This window comes from Pseudomonas kielensis (assembly GCF_030505375.1).
GTDB classification, from domain to species: domain Bacteria; phylum Pseudomonadota; class Gammaproteobacteria; order Pseudomonadales; family Pseudomonadaceae; genus Aquipseudomonas; species Aquipseudomonas kielensis.
On record NZ_CP130043.1, the window covers coordinates 1,376,648 to 1,398,027 of the forward strand.

Annotated in this window: 21 protein-coding genes; 12 read left to right on the top strand and 9 right to left on the bottom strand. The window is 61.2% G+C overall.

Features of this window, described 5'->3' with window-relative positions:
• Positions 1-5: 5 nt before the first annotated feature.
• Positions 6-602 (bottom strand): NADPH:quinone oxidoreductase MdaB, encoded by a 597-nt coding sequence (mdaB, locus tag Q1W70_RS06685; RefSeq protein ID WP_166590358.1) that lies wholly within the window; start codon positions 600-602, stop codon positions 6-8.
• A 203-nt stretch (positions 603-805) separates the two neighbouring features.
• On the opposite strand from mdaB, the gene Q1W70_RS06690 reads away from it, so the two are divergent.
• Positions 806-1,120, top strand: coding sequence for a putative quinol monooxygenase (locus tag Q1W70_RS06690; RefSeq protein ID WP_182343394.1), 315 nt, complete (start codon positions 806-808; stop codon positions 1,118-1,120).
• On the opposite strand, the gene Q1W70_RS06695 is transcribed toward Q1W70_RS06690, so the two are convergent.
• A complete protein-coding gene (locus tag Q1W70_RS06695) occupies positions 1,110-1,874 on the bottom strand; it encodes a sulfite exporter TauE/SafE family protein (RefSeq protein WP_182343393.1) in 765 nt (254 codons plus the stop codon). The genes Q1W70_RS06690 and Q1W70_RS06695 overlap by 11 nt on opposite strands.
• 177 nt (positions 1,875-2,051) lie before the next feature.
• On the opposite strand from Q1W70_RS06695, the gene Q1W70_RS06700 reads away from it, so the two are divergent.
• A complete protein-coding gene (locus tag Q1W70_RS06700) occupies positions 2,052-2,936 on the top strand; it encodes a LysR family transcriptional regulator (RefSeq protein WP_166590355.1) in 885 nt (294 codons plus the stop codon).
• 8 nt (positions 2,937-2,944) lie between these two features.
• Here Q1W70_RS06700 and Q1W70_RS06705 read toward each other — a convergent pair whose 3' ends face one another.
• Together Q1W70_RS06705 and kynU are read right to left on the bottom strand one after the other, a co-directional pair.
• Positions 2,945-4,348, bottom strand: coding sequence for an amino acid permease (locus Q1W70_RS06705; RefSeq protein WP_166590354.1), 1,404 nt, complete (start codon positions 4,346-4,348; stop codon positions 2,945-2,947).
• Between the two features lie 107 nt (positions 4,349-4,455).
• Positions 4,456-5,706, bottom strand: a complete 1,251-nt coding sequence (kynU, locus tag Q1W70_RS06710; RefSeq protein WP_182343389.1) for a kynureninase — start codon at positions 5,704-5,706, stop codon at positions 4,456-4,458.
• Positions 5,707-5,892: 186 nt separating this feature from the next.
• Here kynU and Q1W70_RS06715 point away from each other — a divergent pair, with 186 nt between their 5' ends.
• Complete coding sequence (locus tag Q1W70_RS06715; protein ID WP_095171274.1) at positions 5,893-6,366, top strand: Lrp/AsnC family transcriptional regulator; 474 nt, start codon at positions 5,893-5,895, stop codon at positions 6,364-6,366.
• A gap of 12 nt (positions 6,367-6,378) precedes the next feature.
• On the opposite strand, the gene Q1W70_RS06720 is transcribed toward Q1W70_RS06715, so the two are convergent.
• Entirely contained in the window at positions 6,379-7,392 is a 1,014-nt protein-coding gene (locus Q1W70_RS06720) for an AraC family transcriptional regulator (protein ID WP_166590352.1), read from the bottom strand.
• A 399-nt stretch (positions 7,393-7,791) separates the two neighbouring features.
• Here Q1W70_RS06720 and antA point away from each other — a divergent pair, with 399 nt between their 5' ends.
• The 4 genes from antA to Q1W70_RS06740 all read left to right on the top strand — a co-directional run bounded on the left by antA (position 7,792) and on the right by Q1W70_RS06740 (position 12,294).
• A complete protein-coding gene (antA, locus tag Q1W70_RS06725; protein ID WP_166590351.1) occupies positions 7,792-9,180 on the top strand; it encodes an anthranilate 1,2-dioxygenase large subunit in 1,389 nt (462 codons plus the stop codon).
• A 2-nt stretch (positions 9,181-9,182) separates the two neighbouring features.
• Positions 9,183-9,674 (top strand): anthranilate 1,2-dioxygenase small subunit, encoded by a 492-nt coding sequence (gene antB / locus Q1W70_RS06730; protein WP_166590350.1) that lies wholly within the window; start codon positions 9,183-9,185, stop codon positions 9,672-9,674.
• 116 nt (positions 9,675-9,790) lie between these two features.
• The gene (gene antC, locus Q1W70_RS06735; protein ID WP_166590349.1) at positions 9,791-10,813 is read left to right on the top strand and encodes an anthranilate 1,2-dioxygenase electron transfer component AntC; all 1,023 of its coding nucleotides are present in this window, start codon (positions 9,791-9,793) and stop codon (positions 10,811-10,813) included.
• Positions 10,814-10,890: 77 nt separating this feature from the next.
• The gene (locus Q1W70_RS06740) at positions 10,891-12,294 is read left to right on the top strand and encodes an amino acid permease (protein WP_166590348.1); all 1,404 of its coding nucleotides are present in this window, start codon (positions 10,891-10,893) and stop codon (positions 12,292-12,294) included.
• 121 nt (positions 12,295-12,415) lie between these two features.
• On the opposite strand, the gene kynA is transcribed toward Q1W70_RS06740, so the two are convergent.
• On the bottom strand, positions 12,416-13,270 hold the full coding sequence (gene kynA, locus Q1W70_RS06745; protein ID WP_095171285.1) for a tryptophan 2,3-dioxygenase: 855 nt from the start codon (positions 13,268-13,270) through the stop codon (positions 12,416-12,418).
• Entirely contained in the window at positions 13,267-13,932 is a 666-nt protein-coding gene (kynB, locus tag Q1W70_RS06750; protein ID WP_166590347.1) for an arylformamidase, read from the bottom strand. Before kynB ends, kynA begins: the two co-directional genes overlap by 4 nt.
• 223 nt (positions 13,933-14,155) lie before the next feature.
• Between kynB and Q1W70_RS06755 the strand changes: the two genes are divergently transcribed.
• From Q1W70_RS06755 to Q1W70_RS06765, 3 genes are all read left to right on the top strand, one after another.
• Entirely contained in the window at positions 14,156-14,731 is a 576-nt protein-coding gene (locus tag Q1W70_RS06755; protein WP_166590346.1) for an NAD(P)H-dependent oxidoreductase, read from the top strand.
• A 55-nt stretch (positions 14,732-14,786) separates the two neighbouring features.
• Positions 14,787-15,158 (top strand): MerR family transcriptional regulator, encoded by a 372-nt coding sequence (locus tag Q1W70_RS06760; RefSeq protein WP_166590345.1) that lies wholly within the window; start codon positions 14,787-14,789, stop codon positions 15,156-15,158.
• Positions 15,159-15,262: 104 nt separating this feature from the next.
• Positions 15,263-15,607, top strand: a complete 345-nt coding sequence (locus Q1W70_RS06765) for a cupin domain-containing protein (protein WP_095171292.1) — start codon at positions 15,263-15,265, stop codon at positions 15,605-15,607.
• A 150-nt stretch (positions 15,608-15,757) separates the two neighbouring features.
• On the opposite strand, the gene mmsB is transcribed toward Q1W70_RS06765, so the two are convergent.
• Together mmsB and Q1W70_RS06775 are read right to left on the bottom strand one after the other, a co-directional pair.
• Positions 15,758-16,645, bottom strand: coding sequence for a 3-hydroxyisobutyrate dehydrogenase (mmsB, locus tag Q1W70_RS06770; RefSeq protein ID WP_302098700.1), 888 nt, complete (start codon positions 16,643-16,645; stop codon positions 15,758-15,760).
• A 13-nt stretch (positions 16,646-16,658) separates the two neighbouring features.
• Complete coding sequence (locus Q1W70_RS06775) at positions 16,659-18,185, bottom strand: CoA-acylating methylmalonate-semialdehyde dehydrogenase (protein ID WP_166590343.1); 1,527 nt, start codon at positions 18,183-18,185, stop codon at positions 16,659-16,661.
• Positions 18,186-18,334: 149 nt separating this feature from the next.
• Here Q1W70_RS06775 and Q1W70_RS06780 point away from each other — a divergent pair, with 149 nt between their 5' ends.
• Together Q1W70_RS06780 and Q1W70_RS06785 are read left to right on the top strand one after the other, a co-directional pair.
• A complete protein-coding gene (locus tag Q1W70_RS06780) occupies positions 18,335-19,282 on the top strand; it encodes a LysR family transcriptional regulator (RefSeq protein WP_182343385.1) in 948 nt (315 codons plus the stop codon).
• Between the two features lie 308 nt (positions 19,283-19,590).
• Entirely contained in the window at positions 19,591-20,697 is a 1,107-nt protein-coding gene (locus Q1W70_RS06785) for a polymorphic toxin type 44 domain-containing protein (protein WP_166590335.1), read from the top strand.
• The last annotated feature ends 683 nt before the right edge of the window (positions 20,698-21,380 follow it).

A 21,380-nucleotide genomic window follows, 5' to 3' on the forward strand; every position in this document is an offset into this window, starting at 1 on the left:
CTAGCTCATGCAGCGGCCGGCAAGTTGAACACCGATTGCAGGTGCTGGGTGTAGCGGACCACGTCGGCTTCGATGTTCGGACGTTTCATCACGTCGACGCAGAGGAAGGTCGGCAAGCCGCTCATGCCCAGGAACTGGTTGGCCTTGTGGAACGGGAAGTACACCGCGTCCACACCCTTGGCCTCGAAGAAATCAGTGGGGTCGTCGAACGCTTGTTGCGGGGCGTTCCAGGTCAGCGACAGCATGTACTGCTTGCCCTGGATCAGGCCACCACTGCCGTATTTCTGCGAGGCGTCGGAGCGGGTGCGACCGTCACTGGCATAGAGACTGCCATGGCCTTGGGTGAAGACTTCGTCGATGTACTTTTTCACGGTCCAGGGCGCGCCCATCCACCAACCGGGCATCTGGTAGATGATCACATCGGCCCAGAGGAACTTCGCGACTTCTTCAGCAACGTCGTAACCCTCGTCGATGTGGGTCACCTTGATGTCGATACCGCCCCGATCCAGCACGCTCATCGCGGCCTCATGCAGGGTGGTGTTGTAGCGACCGTCGGAGTGGGCGAATTGTTTGCCACCGTTGAGCAACAGAACTTTTTTCATGGGAGCCTCGTCATCTGGGTTTGATCCACCGCTGCCTGGGACAGGTGGCGGGATCCGTAAGGTTTGATTCGATGACGGCAGGTTATAGAGCGCCCTTGGGCGGAATAAGCCCTGTTGCAGCAAAATACATTTGACCTATACGCACGAATGAATAGCAGATTGTTGCCTTAGAATTCCCCTCATCCACTCAAGAGGAGTTCTCCATGAACCAGCAACAGGGTTTTATCCTGCACGCCAAAACCCGCCCGGAGCAGGCCGAGGCCTTTGCCGCGCTGTTTCGCGCCTACGTCGAACCCAGCCGCGCGGAGCCGGGCTGCATCGAGTACCACATGCTGCGTGATCAGCAGGACCCGACGCTGTTCATCTTCTACGAGATCTGGGCATCCCAGGCTGATCTGGACCGGCACTCGAACCTGCCGCACATGCAGGCATTCTTCGCCAAGCGCATGGAGTACCTGGAGCGCGATTTCGAGATCCGCCAGATCGACATGCTCAGCCCCTCATCCGCTAGCCGTTGACCAGCAGGTGAGTGCCGAGCAAGCCCAGGCCGATGAAAAACACCCGCTTGAACAGCACGGCGCTGATCCGCTGGCGCAGCCATTGCCCCAGCCACATGCCGAGCACGGCGGGAATCAGCGCCAGCAGCGACGCACTCAACTCACCGCCGCCCAGTGCGCCGCGCCACAACAGGGCGGCGGCGAGGGCCAGGGTCGAGACGCTGAATGACAGGCCCAGGGCCTGCACCAGTTGATCCTTGCCCAAGCCCAACGCTTGCAGGTACGGCACCGCCGGAATCACAAAGACCCCGGTGGCCGCCGTGATGACCCCGGTCAGCACGCCGCACAGCGGCCCAAGCCAGCGCTCGTGGTCGCCGCCGACACGCAGGGCTGGCAGCAGCAGTCCGCTCAGGGCGTAAAGCAACAACGCGCCGCCCAACGCCCGCACCACCCACTGCCCGCCGTCGATCCCCAGCCACAGGGTGCCCGCGCCGGTGCCGAGAAAAATGGCCAGCAGCATCGGCCATAACCGCCGCACCAACGCCCGCAGGTGCCCGCCAAACGCCAGTTGCCAGAGGTTGGTCAGGGTCGCCGGAATGATCAGCAACGCCGCAGCCTGCGCTGGCGCCATAGCCAGACCCAACAAGCCCATGGCAATAGTCGGCAGGCCAAGACCGATCACCCCCTTGATCATGCCCGCCATCAGGAAGGTCACGATCACCAGCAAAGAAAGGCCCAGGCCAAGATTGTGGTAAAACGCCAGAAGTGTGTTCATGGGGGTATCCTGGCGCGTTCCGGCATCGCTGAAAATCTGCCATATACTGAGGCTGCCTCTTGTTTTAATAGAGCCAGAGACTTCATCGCGGCTGATGCCAACATCGCGAGCAAGCCGCAAGCGGGCGCCGCAAGCGGGCGCCGCAAGCGGGCGCTCGCTCCTACAGGGTGTCCCCCCATGCACTTCGATCTGATTGATCTTCGGCTGTACCTGAACATCCTCGAAGCCGGCAATATCACCGCCGGCGCCGCTTGCAGTCATTTGTCACTGGCCGCGGCGAGTGCGCGCATCCGCGGGATGGAAGCTTCGGCGGGTATCGCGTTTTTCCAGCGCGGGCGCCGGGGTGTCAGCCCGACACCCGCCGGCAAGGCACTGGCGCAACACGCGCGGCTGATGCTGCAACAGGCCCAATACCTGCAACAGGACCTGGCGGAATACGCCAAGGGCGTCAAAGGCCAGGTGCGTTTGCTGTGCAACACCACGGCGATCACCGAATACCTGCCCGAGTTGCTGGCGGATTTTCTGCGCGCACACCCCAACCTCGACATCGACCTGCAAGAGCTGCCGAGCCTGCGCATCACCCACGCCCTGCATCAAGGCACGGCCGAGTTGGGCATTGTGTCCGATGCGGTGGACACCTCGGGCCTGGACACCCGGCCGTTTCGCGACGATCCGCTGGTGCTGATCATGCCTAACGACCACCCTCTGGCCGACGTTCGAGCACCGAGCTTCAACCAGACCCTGGCCTATGAGTACGTCGGGCTCAATGCCCACAATGCACTGGCGATCTATCTGGAAGAACAGGCCTTGCACAGCGGCCAACGCATGTCGATGCGCATCCGGGCCGAAGGGTTTGACGGGGTGATGCGCATGGTCGCCCATGGCGCAGGACTGGCGATTGTGCCGCAGGCGGCGGTGCAGCGATTTGCCGCCGGGCAGGGTTGGAAATGCTGCGCCCTGGAAGAGCCCTGGGCGCAACGCAAACTGCTGCTGTGCGCCCGCTCGTTCGAGGCCTTGCCGCGGTATGCGGGTGCCTTGCTCGAGGCGCTGTCCGCCGATTGACGGAGGGCTTAGGCGCGTTCCAGATTGACGGTGGACGGCTTGGGTTTTCTGAAGAACAGCCCATACACCGCCGACAGGATCAGCAGGAACGGCACGCCGAACACCAGGGTCATCTTGAATGCATCGGTGAAGTAGGTGGTGATCATCACCGCGGCCATCAGCACCAGTCCCAGTAGCGTGCTGTAGGGAAAAAAGCGCATGCGAAAGGACAGTTTTTTCTCACCGTGGCGCTGGTGATAGCGACGGAAACAGTAGTGGGTGAGGAAGATCATGAACCAGGTGAAGATCGCCCCGAACATCGAGATCGCCATCATCAGGGTGAACGAACTTTCCGGGTACATCAGGTTCAGCAGCGTCGCCAGGGCAATGCCCGAGCTCGACAGCAGCAGGGCGTTGAGCGGGATTCCGCTCTTGCTCAGCGCGCCCATTGCCTTGGGTGCGTAACCGCCACGGGACAGGCTGAACATCATGCGCGTGGTGATGTACAACTGACTGTTCATCGCCGACAAGGCGGCAATCAGGATCACGAAGTTCATCACCCCGGTCGCCCCGGGAATGCCGATGGTCTGCATCACGGTGACAAACGGGCTCTGCGCCTGCCCGGCCTGAACCCACGGCACGATTGCCAGCATCAGGGCCAGGGTCAGCAGGTAGAACACCACCAGGCGCACGATGGTCGCGCGAAAGGCTTGTTTCACCGCACGCTCGGGGTCCTCGGCCTCGCCGGCCGCCACGGCGATCATTTCCACGCTCAGGTAGCTGAAGATCGACACGATCACCGCCACCCACATGCCCTGCAGGCCATTGGGGAAGAAGCCGCCATGGGCGGTGTAATGCTGCACCCCGTACTCCGGGTTGCCGGAGCCGAACACCACATACACCGCGAGGATGATGAAGCCGACGATTGCGCCGATCTTGATGGTCGAGAACCAGTACTCGAAGGTGCCGAAGGTCTTCACGCTGATAGCGTTGAGCACGATCAGCACGCTGGAAAACGAGACGATCCAGATCCACTCGGGCACGTGGGCGAACCAGTACTTCATGTACATCGCCACCGCCGTCACTTCCGTGCCGACCGCCAGCACAATCGCCGCCCAATAGGCGTACCGCACCAGGAACCCGGCCAGCGGGCTGACGTAGAACTCGGCATAGGCGCCGAATGAACCGGACGTGGAGTGGGCCACGGTCATTTCCGCCAGGCAGCCCATCAACAGCAGGGTAATGATCGCGCCGATCGCGTAGCTGAGCAGCACGCTGGGCCCGGCATAGCCGATGGCGTAGGCGCTGCCCATGAACAACCCGGTACCGATGGCCCCGCCAATGGCGATCATGCTCATCTGCCCCGACGTCAGTTGTCGGCGCAGGCCCTGTTCGCGCTTGGAAATCGTGTCAAAGCCGCCGGCTTCGCTCATGTGTCTGTCCTCTGGATTTTGTTTTTTTAGAGCACATCGTCGATCAGGCACCGGGGCCTGTAGGAGCGAGCAGGCTCGCTCCTACAGGGATCCGGTGAGCCTATGGGTCAGGTCACGCTATGGCGCACCTGGAACTGCGCCTGGGCCCAGGTTTTCTCATCAAGGATTTCGCCGAGGATCTGCACCGCATCGAACACCTCGGTGAAGCTGGTGTACAGCGGGGTGAAGCCGAACCGCATGATCCGCGGCTCACGGTAGTCACCGATCACGCCCCGGGCGATCAGGGCCTGGATCACCGCGTAGCCTTGCGGGTGCTCGAAGCTGACGTGGCTGCCACGCTTGGCGTGTTCACGCGGGGTGATCAGCGTCAGGTCGTGGGCGGCGCAGCGTTCCTCGACCAACTGGATGAACAGATCGGTCAGGGCCAGGGACTTGCGGCGCAGGCTGAGCATGTCGGTCTGGGCAAAGATGTCCAGGCCGCACTCGACCATGGCCAGCGAGGTGATCGGCTGGGTGCCGCACAGGTAGCGCGCGATGCCTTTGCTCGGCTCGTAGCCGGACTCCATGTCGAACTGGCGGACGTGGCCGAACCAGCCCGACAACGGCTGCGCGACCAGGTCGCAGAGCTTCGGCGAGACCCAGGCAAACGCCTGGGAACCCGGGCCGCCGTTGAGGTATTTGTAGGTGCAACCGATCGCGTAGTCGGCATCGGCCTGGCGCAGATCCACCGGCACCGCCCCTGCCGAGTGAGCCAGGTCCCAGATGGCCAGCGCACCACATTCGTGGATCAGCGCCGTCAGGGCCGCCATGTCGTGCATGTAGCCGGTCTTGTAGTTGACGTGGGTCAGCAGCACCACCGCAACGTCCTGGTCGATGGCCTGTGCCAGCGCCTCGGGGCTGTCCACCAGGCGCAGGCTGTAGCCTTGTTGCAGCAGGTCCATCAGGCCCTGGGCGATGTACAGGTCGGTGGGGAAGTTGCTCGACTCGCTGACGATCACCTTGCGCTCCGGCGCACGGCCGGCCTGCACCTTCAGCGCTGCGCCCAGTACCTTGAACAGGTTGATCGAGGTGGTGTCGGTGACCACCACTTCATCGTCGCCCGCGCCGATCAGGCTGGCCAGGCGATTGCCCAGGCGTTGTGGCAGGTCACGCCAACCGGCGCTGTTCCAGCTGCGGATCAAGCCATCACCCCACTCCTGGGCGATCACGGCCTGGGCCCGCTCGAGGGCGGCGACCGGGCGGGCGCCCAGGGAGTTGCCGTCGAGGTAGATCACCCCGGCAGGCAGGGCGAACTGTGCACGCAAAGGGGCCAGGGAGTCCTCGGCATCGAGCGCCAGGCAAGCGTTTCTTGTGGTCATTGTCGGTCCTGTTCTTTAAGTGGCATGCGGCCGGCGAGCACCGATTTTCGGGGGTTTTCGCACCTGCACGATGAGCAAATAATGAACGAAGACTTGCAGAATTTTCGTGCAAAGTGCGAGGTCATATAGTAGTTATCTCGAAGATTATTCGAATCCAACCGATAAAAACGCGGATTTATTCAAACCATGAATCTCGACTCCACAGACCTGCGGATCCTCCATCACCTGCAGCAGGATGGGCGCATCAGCAACCAGGAACTGGCGGAAAAGGTCTCCCTGTCACCCTCGGCCTGCCTGCGTCGTCTACGCCTGCTGGAAAGCGAGGGCATCATCACCGGGTATCGCGCCGAACTGAGCGCCGAGCGCCTCGGGGTGGAGCTTGAGGCCATTGTCCATGTGTCCCTGCGCCAGGACACGGAGGACTGGCACGAGACCTTCATCAAGAAGGTCCAGTCGTGGCCGGAGGTGGCCACCGCCTATGTGATCACCGGTGCCAGCAACTACGTGTTGCGGGTGCAGGCACGCAACCTCAAGCACTTCTCGGATTTCATCGTCAACAAGCTCAACCGCACGGCCGGGGTCACCGATATCCGTTCGGAGATCGTCCTGCAGAAGATCAAGGAGCGCGACGACCTGCTGGACCTGGTCGCGCGCAAGTAGCCCGGCAACGGCTCACAGCCCGCGCATGCGCCGGGCTTCGTTGCGCTGCACGGTCGCGCTGGGGGACTCGTCGAACAGTTTGCGGTACTCGGCGGAAAAACGCCCCATGTGGGTAAAGCCCCAGGCCATGGCAACCTCGGAAATATTGCGCGCCTGACCCTGTTCGAGCAGGTCCTGGCGCACCGCGTTCAAGCGGTGTTTTTTCAGGTAGGCCATGGGCGACAGGGCGAAGTATTTGCGAAACGCCTCGAACAGCTTGAACCGCGACACCCCCGCCGCGGCCTCGATGTCTTCCAGGTGCAAGGCTTCGCGGGCGTTGTCGTGAATGTACTGCTTGGCCCGCACCAGGTAGTGCGGCACCTTCACCCCCAGCACGTCGCGCAGCTCCTCCGAGTAGTTGTTGGGCTGGGCGAGGATCAGGCCCTTGATCAACGAGCTTTCGATGTCGCGGGTGAAGGTCACCTGGTCAAACAGCGAGCTGTTGTGCTCAAGCTCGGCAATGAAATAGCGCGCCATGCGCCACCACGCCGCCGACGCGCCGTCCACCGCATCCATCAATGGTTCAAAGCGCAGGGGGGCGTCGAGTGGGCGTTGCAGGATGCCTTCCAGGGACTCGCACATGGCCGCCCGGGTGATCACCACCTGGACCTTGCGACAGTCGCCGGAAATCGCCAGCACCTGGTTTTCGTTCGGTGAAATGATCACCCCCTGGTCACGATCCGAGCGCAGCAGGCTGCCGTTCTTGCGCAACTCCTGCTCACCCACCAGCGGCAGGCTGAGGCTGTAGCTGCTGAAGTGCTCGGCGTCTTCGATGTCCACCGTCACGTCGGTGCCGTACTCGATGGTTCCGAGGGTGGTGGCCATGGACTTGAAGACATTGGCACTGTGGTGAAAACGGATCCGCTCCGGGGTCGCGGTTTCCAGGCGATGGGGGCCACAGATACCGGACATCCAGGTCCTGGCCCCTTCGAGGTCATAGTGATCGATACGGATATCGCGACTCTGCGGATCGGCTTTGCTACTCATCACGGCGCACCCACGGCAATATTTTTTCAGTGCGCTCTGACGGCGCACCTCTGGTTTGGACGGAGCAAGTTCCAGACCACTCGACCCGCTCCCTGAGTCGATGGATAACAATCGCCGAATAAGCGGATAACCTGGCGTGGCAGAGCAGAACAGTTGCCCTGGCACCGTCCTGCAAACTGGGCAAAACAGTACCTCAATGCTGCCGATTGGGGCAGCCGTTCATCGTTTGGGGCGCGGCGATGGGTATTCGCTGCCCAGGTGTTACCCCTGGCCGCCGCCAGATGTTCGAGCCCGCGAATTTTGTGGATTACCTTCGTCGAGTAAGCGGATAGACCCTGCCCCGCCCTGCTCTCTCTAATGTGCGCACCGATTAGCCTGAATAAAAAAAGGGGCAGACCCATGAGTGGCGAGAAAAACGTCGAGCAGTGGAAAACGTTTATCGAAGGTTGCCTGGACTTCCGTCCGGTGGAGGGTGTGTTTCGCATTGCCCGGGAGATGTTCACCGAGCCGCAGCTGTTCGACCTGGAAATGGAACTGATCTTCGAGAAGAACTGGATCTACGCCTGCCACGAAAGCGAACTGGCCAACAACCACGACTTCGTCACGATGCGTGCCGGGCGCCAGCCGATGATCATCACCCGCGACGGTGACGGCCAGCTCAATGCGCTGATCAACGCCTGCCAGCATCGCGGCACCACCCTGACCCGGGTTGGCAAGGGTAACCAGTCCACGTTCACTTGCCCGTTCCACGCCTGGTGCTACAAAAGCGACGGCCGCCTGGTCAAGGTCAAGGCACCCGGCGAGTACCCGGAAGGCTTCGACAAGGCCACTCGCGGCCTGAAGAAGGCGCGCATCCAGAGCTACAAGGGGTTTGTGTTCATCAGCCTCGACGTGCAGGGCAGCGACAGCCTGGAAGATTTCCTCGGTGACGCCCGGGTGTTCTTCGACATGATGGTTGCGCAGTCGCCCACCGGCGAGCTGGAAGTGCTGCCCGGCAAGTCGGCGTACACCTATGACGGCAACTGGAAACTGCAGAACGAGAACGGCCTGGATGGCTACCACGTGAGCACGGTCCACTATAACTACGTGGCCACGGTGCAGCATCGCCAGCAGGTCAACAGCGAAAACGGCAGCGCCGGCGGCAGCACCCTGGACTACAGCAAGCTCGGCGCCGGCGACGCCAATACCGATGACGGCTGGTTTGCCTTCAACAACGGGCACAGCGTGCTGTTCAGTGACATGCCCAACCCCACGGTACGCTCCGGCTACGCCACCATCATGCCGCGCCTGATCGAAGAACACGGCCAGCAAAAGGCCGAATGGATGATGCATCGCCTGCGCAACCTGAACGTCTACCCGAGCCTGTTTTTCCTCGATCAGATCAGCTCGCAGCTGCGCATCATCCGCCCGGTGGCGTGGAACAAGACCGAGATCATCAGCCAGTGCCTGGGGGTGAAAAACGAGTCGGACGCCGACCGGGAAAACCGCATTCGCCAGTTCGAGGATTTCTTCAACGTCTCCGGCCTTGGCACCCCGGACGACCTGGTGGAGTTCCGTGAAGCCCAGCGCGGTTTCCAGGCCCGCCTGGAACGCTGGAGCGATATCTCCCGCGGCAGCCACCGCTGGGCCACGGGTGCCACGCCCAACAGCGAGGCCATCGGCATTGCCCCGGCCATGACCGGCACCGAGTTCACCCACGAAGGGCTGTACGTCAACCAGCACGCCAACTGGCAGAAGTTCCTGCTCGATGGCCTGGACAAAAAATCCCTGAAGCTGCGTGAGGTGTAACCATGAATGCGCAATTGCAGTATCAGATCGAACAGTTTTTCTACCGCAAGTCCGAGTTGTGCGACGCCAAGGACTGGGACGCCTACCTCCAGCTGTTCGCTGAGCAGAGCGAGTTCCACTTGCCGCAATGGGACTCAGAGCACGTCTACACCCAGGACCCCAAGCGCGAAATGTCGCTGATCTACTACGCCAACCGTTCCGGCCTGGAAGACCGGGTGTTCCGCTTGCGCACCGGCAAGGCCGCCTCGGCCACGCCCATGCCCCGCACCCTGCACCTGATCAACAACGTGCGGATCCGCGAGCTGCCCCAGGGCGAACTGGAAGTGCGCCTGAACTGGCACACCCTGTTCTACCGCCTGGCCACTTCCGAGCAGTTCTACGGCAACGCCACCTATCGCCTGACGCCGCACAACGACAGCTGGCTGATCACCCGCAAGCATGTGCTGCTGCTCAACGACACCATCAACTCGGTGCTCGACTTCTACCACTTGTGACCTGTAGCAGCTGCCGAGCCCGCGAGGCACGTCAACCCCAGGGGGCGGTCCTGCGGACACGCAACGCAGCCTCGCCGGGGCTCGACAGCTGCTACGGAAAATTTTAGGAGTTCTGAATGAACCATAAGGTCGCGTTCAGCTTTGCCGACGGCAAGACCCTGTTCTTTCCCGTGCAGGCCAACGAAATACTGCTCGATGCCGCGCTGCGCAATGGCATCAAGATTCCCCTGGATTGCCGCGAAGGGGTCTGTGGCACGTGCCAGGGCCGCTGTGAATCCGGCGATTACAGCCAGGACTATGTGGATGAGGAAGCCCTCTCCAGCCTGGACCTGCAACAGCGCAAGATGCTCACCTGCCAGACCCGGGTGAAGTCCGATGCCGCCTTCTACTTCGACTTCGCGTCCAGCCTGTGCAACGCCGCCGGACCGGGCCAGCTCAGCGGCACCGTCAGCCAGGTCACCCAGGTCTCGGCCAGCACCGCGATCCTGCACCTGGTGCTGGACCCCGACGCACCGCTGCTGGACTTTCTCCCGGGGCAATATGCGCGGTTGCTGATTCCCGGCACCAGCAGCAAACGCTCCTATTCGTTCGCCAACCGCCCCGGCGCCAGCAATCAGTTGCAGTTCCTGATTCGCCTGCTGCCCGACGGCGCCATGAGCAACTACATTCGCCAGCGTTGCCAGGTTGGCGACCGCATCGAACTGGAAGCGCCACTGGGGGCGTTTTACCTGCGCCACATCACCCGGCCGCTGGTGCTGGTGGCCGGCGGCACCGGTTTATCGGCGCTGCTGGGGATGCTCGACGAGATGGCCGAACGCGGTTGTGATCAGCCTGTGCACCTGTACTACGGGGTGCGCGATGCAGCCGATCTGTGCGAGGCCGCGCGCATCCAGGCCTACGCCGAGCGCCTGCCGGGGTTTCGCTACACCGAGGTGGTCAGCGAACCCACGCCGGCCTGGACCGGCAAGCGCGGCTACATCGCCGAGCACTTCGATGCCAGCCAATGGCGCGACAGCGCCGCCGACATGTACGTCTGCGGACCACCGCCGATGGTCGAGTCGATCAAGACCTGGCTGGCGGCGCAAAGCCTGGAAAATGTGCAGCTTTATTACGAAAAGTTCACCGAAAGCAACGTCTGACGCTCACAAACGGGCGGTAATTGAATAAGCTGTCGGGGTGCAACACAGCCGGACCAAAACAACTAGAAGGTAACCAGATGGCGGATGAAATACAGCAACAGGGCACACTCAAGCGAGGGCTGAAGAACAGACATATCCAGCTGATCGCCTTGGGTGGTGCCATTGGCACAGGGTTGTTCCTCGGCTCCGCAGGTGTACTCAAGTCAGCGGGCCCCTCGATGATTCTCGGCTATGCGATTGCCGGGTTCATCGCCTTCCTGATCATGCGCCAGCTCGGCGAGATGATTGTCGAGGAACCGGTCGCCGGTTCTTTCAGCCACTTCGCCCACAATTACTGGGGTGGGTTTGCCGGCTTCCTGTCCGGCTGGAACTATTGGGTGCTGTACGTGCTGGTGGGCATGGCGGAGCTGACCGCGGTCGGCAAGTACATCCAGTTCTGGTGGCCGGAGGTGCCGACCTGGGTCAGTGCGGCGGTGTTCTTTGTGCTGGTCAACCTGATCAACACCATGAACGTCAAGGTGTTCGGCGAGATGGAGTTCTGGTTCGCGATCATCAAGGTCGTGGCCATCATCGGCATGATCGCCCTCGGTTGCTACATGCTGTTCAGTGGTACCGGCGGCCCGCAGGCCTCGGTGAGCAACCTGTGGGAGCACGGCGGGTTCTTCCCCAATGGCACCACCGGCCTGCTGATGGCGATGGCGTTCATCATGTTCTCCTTCGGTGGCCTGGAACTGGTGGGCATCACCGCCGCCGAGGCCAGCGAGCCGCGCAAAGTGATTCCCAAGGCGATCAACCAGGTGGTTTACCGGGTACTGATCTTCTACGTCGGCGCACTCACCGTGCTGCTTTCGCTGTACCCCTGGGACCAACTGCTGCAGACCCTCGGCGCTTCCGGCGATGCCTACAGCGGCAGCCCGTTCGTGCAGATCTTCGCCTTGATCGGCAGCGACACAGCGGCGCAGATCCTCAACTTCGTGGTCCTGACCGCGGCGCTCTCGGTCTATAACAGCGGTGTCTACTGCAACAGCCGCATGCTCTACGGCCTGGCCGAACAGGGCGATGCACCCAAGCAGTTGATGAAGCTGACCAAGCAAGGCGTGCCTCTGCTGGCGTTGAGCGTTTCGGCGCTGGTCACCCTGCTGTGCGTGGTGGTCAACTACGTGGCCCCTCACGGTGCGCTGGAGCTGCTGATGGCCCTGGTGGTTGCTTCGTTGATGATCAACTGGGCGCTGATCAGCCTGACGCACCTGAAGTTCCGCAAGGCCATGCACCTCAAAGGCATCGTCCCGGGCTTCAAGGCCTTCTGGTCGCCCTACACCAACTACCTGTGCCTGGCCTTCATGTTCGTGATCATCTGCGTGATGCTGGCGATCCCGGGCATTCGGGCATCGGTGTTCGCGATTCCGGTCTGGGTTGCGATCCTGTACGTGGCCTACCGTCTGCGGGTTGCCCGCACACGAGCGTTGTCGGTCGCGCGATAACCGCCAGCCACTAAAAAAGCCCCGGCATTCGATGAATGCCGGGGCTTTTTGCTGTCTGCGTCAACCACACCCACTGTAGCCGCTGCCGAGCCGGCTCGGCAGCGGCTATAAGGCGATGTGTTTAGAGGGTGGAGCGCACGCGCCACAGCTCGGGGAACAGCACGGTGTCGAGCATCTTGCGCAGGTAACCCACGCCTTCGGTGCCGCCGGTGCCTGGCTGGAAGCCGATGATCCGCTCGACCGTGGTCACATGGCGGAAGCGCCACTGACGGAACGAGTCTTCGAGGTCGATGAACTTCTCGGCCAACTGGTACAGGTCCCAGTACTGCGTCGGGTTCTTGTAGACCACTCGCCAGGCGGCTTCGACCGAGGCGTCATGGGCGGTGGGCTGGGTGGGGTCGCAGGTCAGGCGCTGTGGGTCGATCGCCAGGCCAGCGCTGACCATCAGGCGAATCGCCTCGTCGTAGAGCGACGGCGTGGCCAGCGACTGCTGCAACTCGGCCAGCAGTTCCGGACGGTGGGCATGGGGGCGCAACAGGGTGGCGCTCTTGTTGCCGAGGATGAATTCGATCTCTCGGTACTGGAACGATTGGAAGCCCGAGGACTGCCCGAGGAATGGCCGGATCGCGTGGTATTCGGTGGGGGTCATGGTCGCCAGCACGGTCCAGGCATGCACCAGTTGGTCGAAGATCCGCGACACCCGCGCCAGCATCTTGAACGCTGGCGGCAGCTCGCCCAGGCGCACGTGTTCACGGGCGGCCTTGAGTTCGTGCAGCATCAGTTTCATCCACAGCTCGGATGTCTGGTGCTGGATGATGAACAGCATTTCGTTATGGTCTGGCGACAACGGGTGCTGGGCGCTGAGAATCCGCCCCAGGTCCAGGTAGTCGCCGTAGCTCATGGAGTCGGAGAAATTCAGCTCGGCGTTATGCCATTCGTCTGTCTGGTTGCCCGGGGAATAGGGACATTGGCTCATTGCGCAGGCTCCTCAAGTGGCGATGTGTTCAGCGGACGCAAAATCGCCCGGACCGGGCTGGCGTCAAGATTGGCAAAGCGCAGCGGCAAGGCGATCAGTTCGTAGTCACCTTCCGGCACGTCATCGAGGACGATCCCTTCGAGGATCGCCATGCCATGGCGCGCGACAGCGTTGTGCGCGTCCATGGTCTTGGATTGTTGCGGGTCGAGGGACGGCGTATCGATACCGATCAGGCGCACACCGAGGCCGGCCAGCAAGTCCACGGTGTCTTTGGCCACGGCCGTGAAGTGCGGGTCCCAGGCGGCCAGTGGTACTTGGCGGTAGGTGCGCAACAGCACCCGCTCAGGCAACTGTTGCAGGCGCCCGGTCAGTTGCTCGGGCTGCACCAGGGCGCCGCTGTCCAGGCAATGCAGGACGCGGCACGGGCCCATGTAGACCTCCAGCGACACCTCGCCGATGGGCGCGCCGTCCGGGCTGTAGTGCAGAGGCGCGTCGACGTGGGCGCCGGTGTGCGGCGACAGGGTAATGCGCCCGACGTTGACCGGACACTCGGGGCCGAACGTCCAGACCCGCTCTTCCTGAAAGGGTGTATCACCCGGCCAGGTGGGCGTCGCGGTGCTCAAGGGTGGGCTGATGTCCCACCAGGATGGTGTTTTTTTCATTGTTCAAATCTCGGCTTGCTCACGCGTGAATGATACGAGCGAAACCCCTGAACTTTCTTGCGAAAAACTTCGGCAATCGGCAAATGTTTCGCACTTAATGCTAAAAAACCGCCGTTTCGCCGATAGAAATTTCACGCCGCGCCAGCGGCATCCACCGCCGCCCTTGACTCTCCCCCATGGGGCCGACTTTATCCTCGCGCCTCGACTATCGCGGGGTAAGCACATGAGCAAACGGATACTGGTGATTCTCGGCCATCCTTCGAACCAGAGTTTCTGCGGCGCCCTCGCCGATCACTACGTGCAGGCGGCCCGGGAGGCCGGGCATGAAGTGCGCGAGCTGCGCCTGGGCACCTTGAGTTTCGACCCGATCCTGCGCGAAGGCTACCAGCAGATCCAGCCTCTGGAAGCCGACCTGCTCAAGGCCCAGGAGGACATCACCTGGGCCGAGCACCTGACGCTGGTCTACCCGATCTGGTGGGGGGCCATTCCTGCGTTGCTCAAGGGCTTTTTCGACCGGGTGCTGCTTCCCGGCTTTGCGTTCAAGTACCGCCCCGGCAAAGCCTTTCCGCAAAAGCTGCTGCAGGGGCGCACCGCCGATCTGTTGGTGACCATGGACACACCGCCCTGGTACTACCGCTGGGTGTATCGCATGCCCGGGCTGCACCAGGTGCGCAAGACCACCCTGGCGTTCTGCGGCATCCGCCCGCGCACCACCCTGACCTTCGGCCCGCTGCTGAGCTCGACCGCACGTCAGCGCCAGACCTGGCTGGCACGCGCCAAGGCTATCGCTCAGGGGTAAGTCTCAGGGATAATCCGCCGCGTTATCCGGGACATCCACGAAAAAGGGACTTTTCATGTACATCGGTAAAGCGGCGAAACTGTCCGGCACCACCATCAAGAGCATTCGCCACTACGAAGATATCGGCCTGCTGCCGCCAGCCCAGCGCCAGGGCAAATACCGCATCTACGACCAGCAGAGCGTCGAGTTGCTGAGCTTCATCAAGTGCGCCCAGCAACTGGGTTTCAAGCTCAAGGAAATGCAGGCGATGTTCGAGCCGTACCGTGGCCAGACCCCGCCCTGGGACCTGGCGCACCAGGCGATCACCGACAAGAAGCGGCAACTGACCGACACCATCAAGCAACTGACCCGCCAACACCAGCAATTGAGCGCGCTGCAGGCCAGCCTGGCCCAGGTGAAGGACCAGTGCACGCTGGAGCGGGTCTGAGGCCCTGCGCGTTTCTGGACAGCTGAGTGTCGAGCACAGACAACTGAACCTTCGCCGGGCGCTATAGGGTGCAGGTTCATTCCTGCCCAACGCTCGGAGTCAGCATGTCCCAACCCATTACCGTCCTTCGCGATACCCACCCGCTGCCAGTGCTCGATGCCTGCAAATGGGAAAAGCTCGAGGGCGACCCGCACACCGTCAACCTCAATGCCTACACCAGCGAGGATGGCAGCAAGATCATGGGCACCTGGATCTGCACGCCAGGCAAATGGCGGGTCGACTATGTGAAGTGGGAGTACTGCCATTTCCAGGAAGGCTACTGCGTGATCACCCCGGACGGCATGGCGCCGATCCATCTGCGTGCGGGTGACATCTTTGTGGTCGAGCCGGGGATGAAAGGCACCTGGGAAGTGGTGGAGACCGTGCGCAAGTACTTCGTGTTTGCCTGAACATTGCACCCGGTAATGGGTGCAAAAAAACCATTGTGGGAGCGGGCTTGCCCGCGAATGCGCCAGCACCGTCAACGTTGATATTGACTGTGCCGGCCTCTTCGCGGGCAAGCCCGCTCCCACAGGTATTTATGCGTGGCCGTGGTACTTTTACTGCGGCTTGCGGTAGCTGTTGATGATGGCCGAGAAATCCTGGCCACCTTCACCGCGCAGGCTCATGGCCTGGTACAGCTGCTGGGCCACCGCGCCCAGTACCACGGGCTGGTGCGCCTGACGGGCCGCTTCGGTCGCCAGGCCCAGGTCCTTGAGCATCAGCTCGGCACCAAAACCGCCGGTGTAGCCGCGCGACGCCGGCGCGGTTTCCACCACCCCAGGCCAGGGGTTGTACATCTCCGAACTCCAGCAACGGCCAGTCGAACTGTTGATGATCCCTGCCAACACGCCGGTGTCGATCCCCAGCGCGTCGCCCAGGGCCATGGCTTCACTGACGCCGACCATGGAAATGCCCAGCAGCAGGTTGTTGCAGATCTTGGCGATCTGCCCGGTGCCGACTTCACCGCAATGCACGATGTTGCGGCCCATCTGCGCCAGTACCGGTTGCAGGGTGGCGAACAGCTCCACCGTGGCGCCGACCATGAAGGTCAGGGTGCCGGCCGCCGCGCCGCCGGTGCCGCCGGACACCGGTGCATCGGCCATGGTCACGCCCTGCTTGGCTGCCGCTGCGGCGACATCGCGGGCGGTCTGCGGGTCGATGGTGCTGCAGTCCACCGCCGGGACCCCTTTGCCGATCCCCGCCAGTACGCCGTCTTCACCCAGCCAGACGCTGCGCACATGCACGGCGGCCGGCAGCATGGTGATCACCAGTTCGGCGCCCTGCGCGGCTTCACGGGCGGTGGCACTGATGTGCCCGCCCTGTTGCTCCAGCTCTGCCAACACCGCCTTGTTCAGATCGACCAGGTTCAACGAGTGGCCGGCCTTGATCAGGTTGCGCGCCATCGGCGCGCCCATGTTGCCCAGACCAATAAACGCAATCTTCATGATGTGGGGCTCCTTAGCGCAGGTTGATGGTGGTGTTCACACCGTCGTTGACGCTGTTGTCGTCAAACCAGCGGCTGGTGACGGTCTTGGTCTGAGTGTAGAACTGCACCACTTGCTTGCCGTACGGGCCCAGGTCGCCGAGCTTGGAGCCACGGGAACCGGTGAAGCTGAAGAACGGCACGGGTACCGGGATCGGGATGTTGATGCCCACCTGGCCGACGTCGATTTCGCTCTGGAACTTGCGCGCCGCCGCTCCGCTCTGGGTGAACAGGCCGGTGCCGTTGCCGAACGGGTTGGCGTTGACGAGGGCGATCGCCTGGTCGAGGGTGTCGACTTCGAGCACCACCAGCACCGGGCCGAAGATTTCCTGGGTGTAGATCTGCATGTCGGTGGTCACCCCGGAGAACAGGGTCGGGCCGACGAAGTTGCCTTGCTCGAAGCCCGGGACGCTGATGTCGCGGCCATCGAGTTCCAGCTTGGCGCCTTCCTTGATACCGCTTTCGATCAGGTCGAGGATCCGCGCCTTGGCGCGCTTGGAGATCACCGGACCGACGTCGGTGCCTGGCTCACTGCCGGCATTGACCTTGAGTTTTTGCGCCAGCGCCTTGAGGTCCGGCAGCCATTGCTTGGCCGCCCCCACCAGGACCACCACCGAGGTGGCCATGCAGCGCTGACCGGCCGCGCCGAAACCGGCACCGACCAGGGCATTGAGCGTTTGCTCGCGGTTGGCATCGGGCAGTACCACGGCGTGGTTCTTGGCGCCCATCATCGATTGCACGCGCTTGCCGTGTTTACCGGCCAGGTCGTAGACGTGGGTGCCGACTGCGGTCGAGCCGACGAAGGACACTGCCTTGATGTCTTTGTGGGTGCACAGTGCATCCACCACGTCCTTGCCGCCATGCACCACATTGAGCACACCGGCCGGTACGCCGGCTTCGATCGCCAGTTCCACCAGCAGCAAAGTCGACAGCGGGTCCTGTTCGGACGGCTTGAGCACGAAGGTGTTGCCGCAGGCGATGGCCATCGGGAACATCCACAGTGGAATCATCGCCGGGAAGTTGAACGGGGTGATACCGGCGCACACGCCGATTGGCTGGCGCAGGGTGTAGGTGTCGACGCCGCCAGCGACGTTCTCGGCAAACTCGCCCATTTGCAGGGTGCCGATGGAGCACGCGTGCTCGACCACTTCCAGGCCACGAAAAATGTCGCCTTCAGCGTCGGCGATGGTTTTGCCCTGCTCGGCACTGAGGACCACGGCGATGCGCTTGGAGTGTTCGCGGATCAAGGCCTGGAGCTTGAGCATGATGCGCATCCGCGCGCCGATCGGGGTCAGCTTCCAGGTCTGGAACGCACGATGGGCGGCGTCGATGGCAGCGTTGACTTCTTCAGCGGTGGCGAACGGAACCTTGGCCAGCACTTGCTGGGTCGCCGGGTTGACGATGTCGTGCCATTCGGTGGTCTTGGACTCGACCCATTGACCATCGATCAACAGCTTGGCCGTTTGCACGGTGGTTTCGTTGGGCGTGAGGGATGCGTTCATGCTGGTCTCCGGGACTTATAGTTATGCTGGGAGCCAAGGCGAACAAGCCGCCTTGAGATGAGGCGTGGACCGCGACGTGGTGGGCGGACTGTTTTTGGAGTATAGATGTGCAAACTTCTAATAAGAACCCACATAAAAGCCGGTCAAACATGCAAAAAAACATCACATCCTTGGGCTCCCTGAACTGGGATGACTTGAAGTTTTTCCTTGAAGTCGCCCGCACCCGCAAGGCCAGCACGGCCGCCAAACGCCTGGCCGTGGATTACACCACCGTGTCGCGGCGCATCAGTTCCCTGGAAGGAGCCCTGGGCACCCTGCTGTTCGAGAAGTCGCGGACCAACGGCTTTGTCCTCACTGCCGAGGGCCAGCGTCTGCTGGGTTATGCCGAGTCGATAGAAAGCACCCTGCACATGGCGTGCGAGCAGGTGTCAGGTTCGGGGGTGGCGTTGTCCGGCCATGTGCGCATGGGCTGCACCGAAGGCTTTGGCAGCTTTTTCATCACGCCGCAGTTGAGCCACTTCGTCGACGCCTACCCGGCGATCTCGGTGGACATCCTGCCGCTGCCGCACTTCATCAGCCTGTCCAAGCGCGAAGCAGACATCGTCATCGCCCTTGAGCGCCCGGAGCACGGGCCCTATGTCTGCTGCAAGCTCTGCGACTACCGTCTGCAGCTGTACGCGACCCAGGACTACCTCGACCAACACCCGCCGATACGCCGCCCGGCGGACCTGGCCCAGCATCAGTTCATCAGTTATGTCGACGACCTGGCCTTCAGTTCGGAGCTGTTGTACCTGGCCAACGTCCTGCCCGGCGCCAGTGCCAACCTGCGCAGCACCAGCGTGATCGCCCAATTCGTCGCCGCGCAGCAAGGGCGCTCGCTGGCGATCCTGCCGTGCTTCCTGGCGGCCCAGGATGCACGGCTGCTGCCGGTGCTACCGACAGAAATCAACATCACCCGGCAGTTCTGGATGTACTGCCGCGAGGACCTGCGCAAGCTCAAGCGGATTACCCTGTTGTGGGACTACATCCGTAACGTGACCGAAAAAAATCAGGGTCTGCTGATGGGCGACAGTCGCGAGACGCTGTTTGCGGACTGACAGATCCTCAAGGAATCAAGTAGCAGCATCATGAGGCAAGCAGGTCTTTGCCAAGACTTTGAAGCAGTGCTTGATACCCTGCTTGTCACACCTCGACGCCTGCATTGCCCCTCTCACTAGAGTCACCCCTTCAAAGCAACAATTGAAAATTCCTCATGAACTTAGAGAACCATCCTACAGCCACGCCATGACCACATGAGGTAGCGTCCTGCCGCATTCAAATACAGTAAGTAGGGACACTCGATGGTTACAGGACGCGACATTGGAATAGGTGACAAGACCTCCCGACATCGATTGAGGGTTGAATCATGATACGGGCAAGTGTCAACGGCTTAGGACAAGGTCTGCACGGTGATGTAACCACTACTGGCGCGATATGTATCAGCAGCCTTCCCAATGCGACACAAGGGGGTCGAGGTGTCTTGCGCCTTGGGGATAAAACCACCCCCTGCCCGCTATGCGGCGAAGAGGGCGTAATTGTCGAAAGCCTACCCGCCATGAAGTGGATGGGAGTTGCTACGGCGCTGGATGGTTCAAGAATCCACTGCGGTTGCCCCACGGGTCGCAACCGCCTGATAGCGCCGTTGCGAACAAGTGCTGCAGCGCAAGCAACTAGGGCATCCAACCCAGCGGCGACAAACTCCAATTGGGTTGATCCGACGTCAGTAGATGATACTGCTGCCTTTCCAAGCATGCCGAGCGCGAATTCCGCCACGTGCAATCATCCCCACCAGATGGAAGAGCTCGCCAGATACATTGCTGGCGAGATGAATCGCAATATCTTTCACCCCTCTGTTCTGAAGATGAAAGAACTGCTCAGCTATGACGTTGTGCAGGAAACCCGCAAGCAAATGGAGCTGCCTTGGTATGCCAAAATCGGCATGACCAATCCTCAAGCTATTGGCGCTGCAAATGGTGCGGCTGCTATGGCACTTTGGACTGAAAGAGTAGGTCAGGGTCGGGACTGGGATCACAAGGGGAAGATTCCCGAGATCATGGGAGGTGTTTGGCACAAGCAAGGTGACTACGAGTACTTTTATGACATTTGGTCGAACATCCATTATGGATATGTAGGTATGGCCGGTGGTCTTTCAGAAAGTGTGCTTTCTGATGGTGCGGGGCTTGAGCAAATTGTCTCGGACTCCCTCCGTAAGTCGGGAGAAAACTTTAAAGAACTACTGACTCAGCAAACGCCGGAAAAACCACTTCCCGGCCCACAACGCTCAGGGGATGTTGAAGGGCTACGGGCTTGGGATGATGCTCCCGACCGGATATCGATTGGCATAGGTGTACAGCTCTACAAGGAGCAACCAAGAGGAGGCATCACAATCAAAATGGTTATGGACAAAGTGTTGTCAGTCTCGCCAATAGAATGGGGAGATGGTGTACGTGTGCACAAATGTGAAACCAATTAGACGCAGGATAATCTTTACCGTACTTCTGCTGCTCTCGCCGTTTGCATTCTGGTATATCGCAACCCCAAGGGTAACCATCCAATATTCAAAGGAGGCCTCAGAAAAACTCGGAGCCGTCTGGAATACGCAGAACAGGATTTACAGAAGTGGCCGCGGAGGACTGTATCCCGGCGAAACGACGTTGGACTATGGACACATATTCCCAGATGAAGACTTCTTTATGGAGTTCTATTGGTGGGGTGAGAAGACTCGCAACCATTGCGTCAACATCACCCCAAAATGGCCAACGACCCACATTTACCTTGATGCGAACGGCGATATCGATAGAAGTGAAGGCAGTGGCACGGATACAGATCGCTTGAAGCAGTGCACCACGGATACAGCGAAACCATAAGGCGATATTTTCTAGAATCAGGGGAAGCGGGATTTGGCGCAAACAAGGACAGTACGAAAACTTCTATGACATCTGATCAAACATCCATTGCGGATATGTGGGCATGACCGGAGGTCTTTTCCGAAAGCATCCTATAAAAACGTCCCCTGATGTTATTGCTCGCTTGAAGCCGCGCAAAGGCGAATCTGACCCTTTCCGACCCTGAGCAAGTATGGCAAATACGCAGAGGAGTTCACGCGGCGATGGTGGACGAGCCTCGTGCTCGGTTTCAGGGAACAGCGAGGTTTGT

Excerpts from the sequence above, each read along its gene's own strand:
- Q1W70_RS06765 (WP_095171292.1), top strand. The coding sequence starts at position 15,263 with ATGTCCCAACCCATTACCGTCCTTCGCGATACCCACCCGCTGCCAGTG.
- Q1W70_RS06690 (WP_182343394.1), top strand. The coding sequence starts at position 806 with ATGAACCAGCAACAGGGTTTTATCCTGCACGCCAAAACCCGCCCGGAG.
- Q1W70_RS06705 (WP_166590354.1), bottom strand. The coding sequence starts at position 4,348 with ATGAGCGAAGCCGGCGGCTTTGACACGATTTCCAAGCGCGAACAGGGC.
- antC (WP_166590349.1), top strand. The coding sequence starts at position 9,791 with ATGAACCATAAGGTCGCGTTCAGCTTTGCCGACGGCAAGACCCTGTTC.
- Q1W70_RS06780 (WP_182343385.1), top strand. The coding sequence starts at position 18,335 with ATGCAAAAAAACATCACATCCTTGGGCTCCCTGAACTGGGATGACTTG.
- Q1W70_RS06740 (WP_166590348.1), top strand. The coding sequence starts at position 10,891 with ATGGCGGATGAAATACAGCAACAGGGCACACTCAAGCGAGGGCTGAAG.
- Q1W70_RS06720 (WP_166590352.1), bottom strand. The coding sequence starts at position 7,392 with ATGAGTAGCAAAGCCGATCCGCAGAGTCGCGATATCCGTATCGATCAC.
- kynB (WP_166590347.1), bottom strand. The coding sequence starts at position 13,932 with ATGAAAAAAACACCATCCTGGTGGGACATCAGCCCACCCTTGAGCACC.
- Q1W70_RS06775 (WP_166590343.1), bottom strand. The coding sequence starts at position 18,185 with ATGAACGCATCCCTCACGCCCAACGAAACCACCGTGCAAACGGCCAAG.
- Q1W70_RS06760 (WP_166590345.1), top strand. The coding sequence starts at position 14,787 with ATGTACATCGGTAAAGCGGCGAAACTGTCCGGCACCACCATCAAGAGC.
- Q1W70_RS06755 (WP_166590346.1), top strand. The coding sequence starts at position 14,156 with ATGAGCAAACGGATACTGGTGATTCTCGGCCATCCTTCGAACCAGAGT.
- Q1W70_RS06700 (WP_166590355.1), top strand. The coding sequence starts at position 2,052 with ATGCACTTCGATCTGATTGATCTTCGGCTGTACCTGAACATCCTCGAA.
- mmsB (WP_302098700.1), bottom strand. The coding sequence starts at position 16,645 with ATGAAGATTGCGTTTATTGGTCTGGGCAACATGGGCGCGCCGATGGCG.
- Q1W70_RS06715 (WP_095171274.1), top strand. The coding sequence starts at position 5,893 with ATGAATCTCGACTCCACAGACCTGCGGATCCTCCATCACCTGCAGCAG.
- Q1W70_RS06695 (WP_182343393.1), bottom strand. The coding sequence starts at position 1,874 with ATGAACACACTTCTGGCGTTTTACCACAATCTTGGCCTGGGCCTTTCT.
- mdaB (WP_166590358.1), bottom strand. The coding sequence starts at position 602 with ATGAAAAAAGTTCTGTTGCTCAACGGTGGCAAACAATTCGCCCACTCC.
- antB (WP_166590350.1), top strand. The coding sequence starts at position 9,183 with ATGAATGCGCAATTGCAGTATCAGATCGAACAGTTTTTCTACCGCAAG.
- kynA (WP_095171285.1), bottom strand. The coding sequence starts at position 13,270 with ATGAGCCAATGTCCCTATTCCCCGGGCAACCAGACAGACGAATGGCAT.
- antA (WP_166590351.1), top strand. The coding sequence starts at position 7,792 with ATGAGTGGCGAGAAAAACGTCGAGCAGTGGAAAACGTTTATCGAAGGT.
- kynU (WP_182343389.1), bottom strand. The coding sequence starts at position 5,706 with ATGACCACAAGAAACGCTTGCCTGGCGCTCGATGCCGAGGACTCCCTG.
- Q1W70_RS06785 (WP_166590335.1), top strand. The coding sequence starts at position 19,591 with ATGATACGGGCAAGTGTCAACGGCTTAGGACAAGGTCTGCACGGTGAT.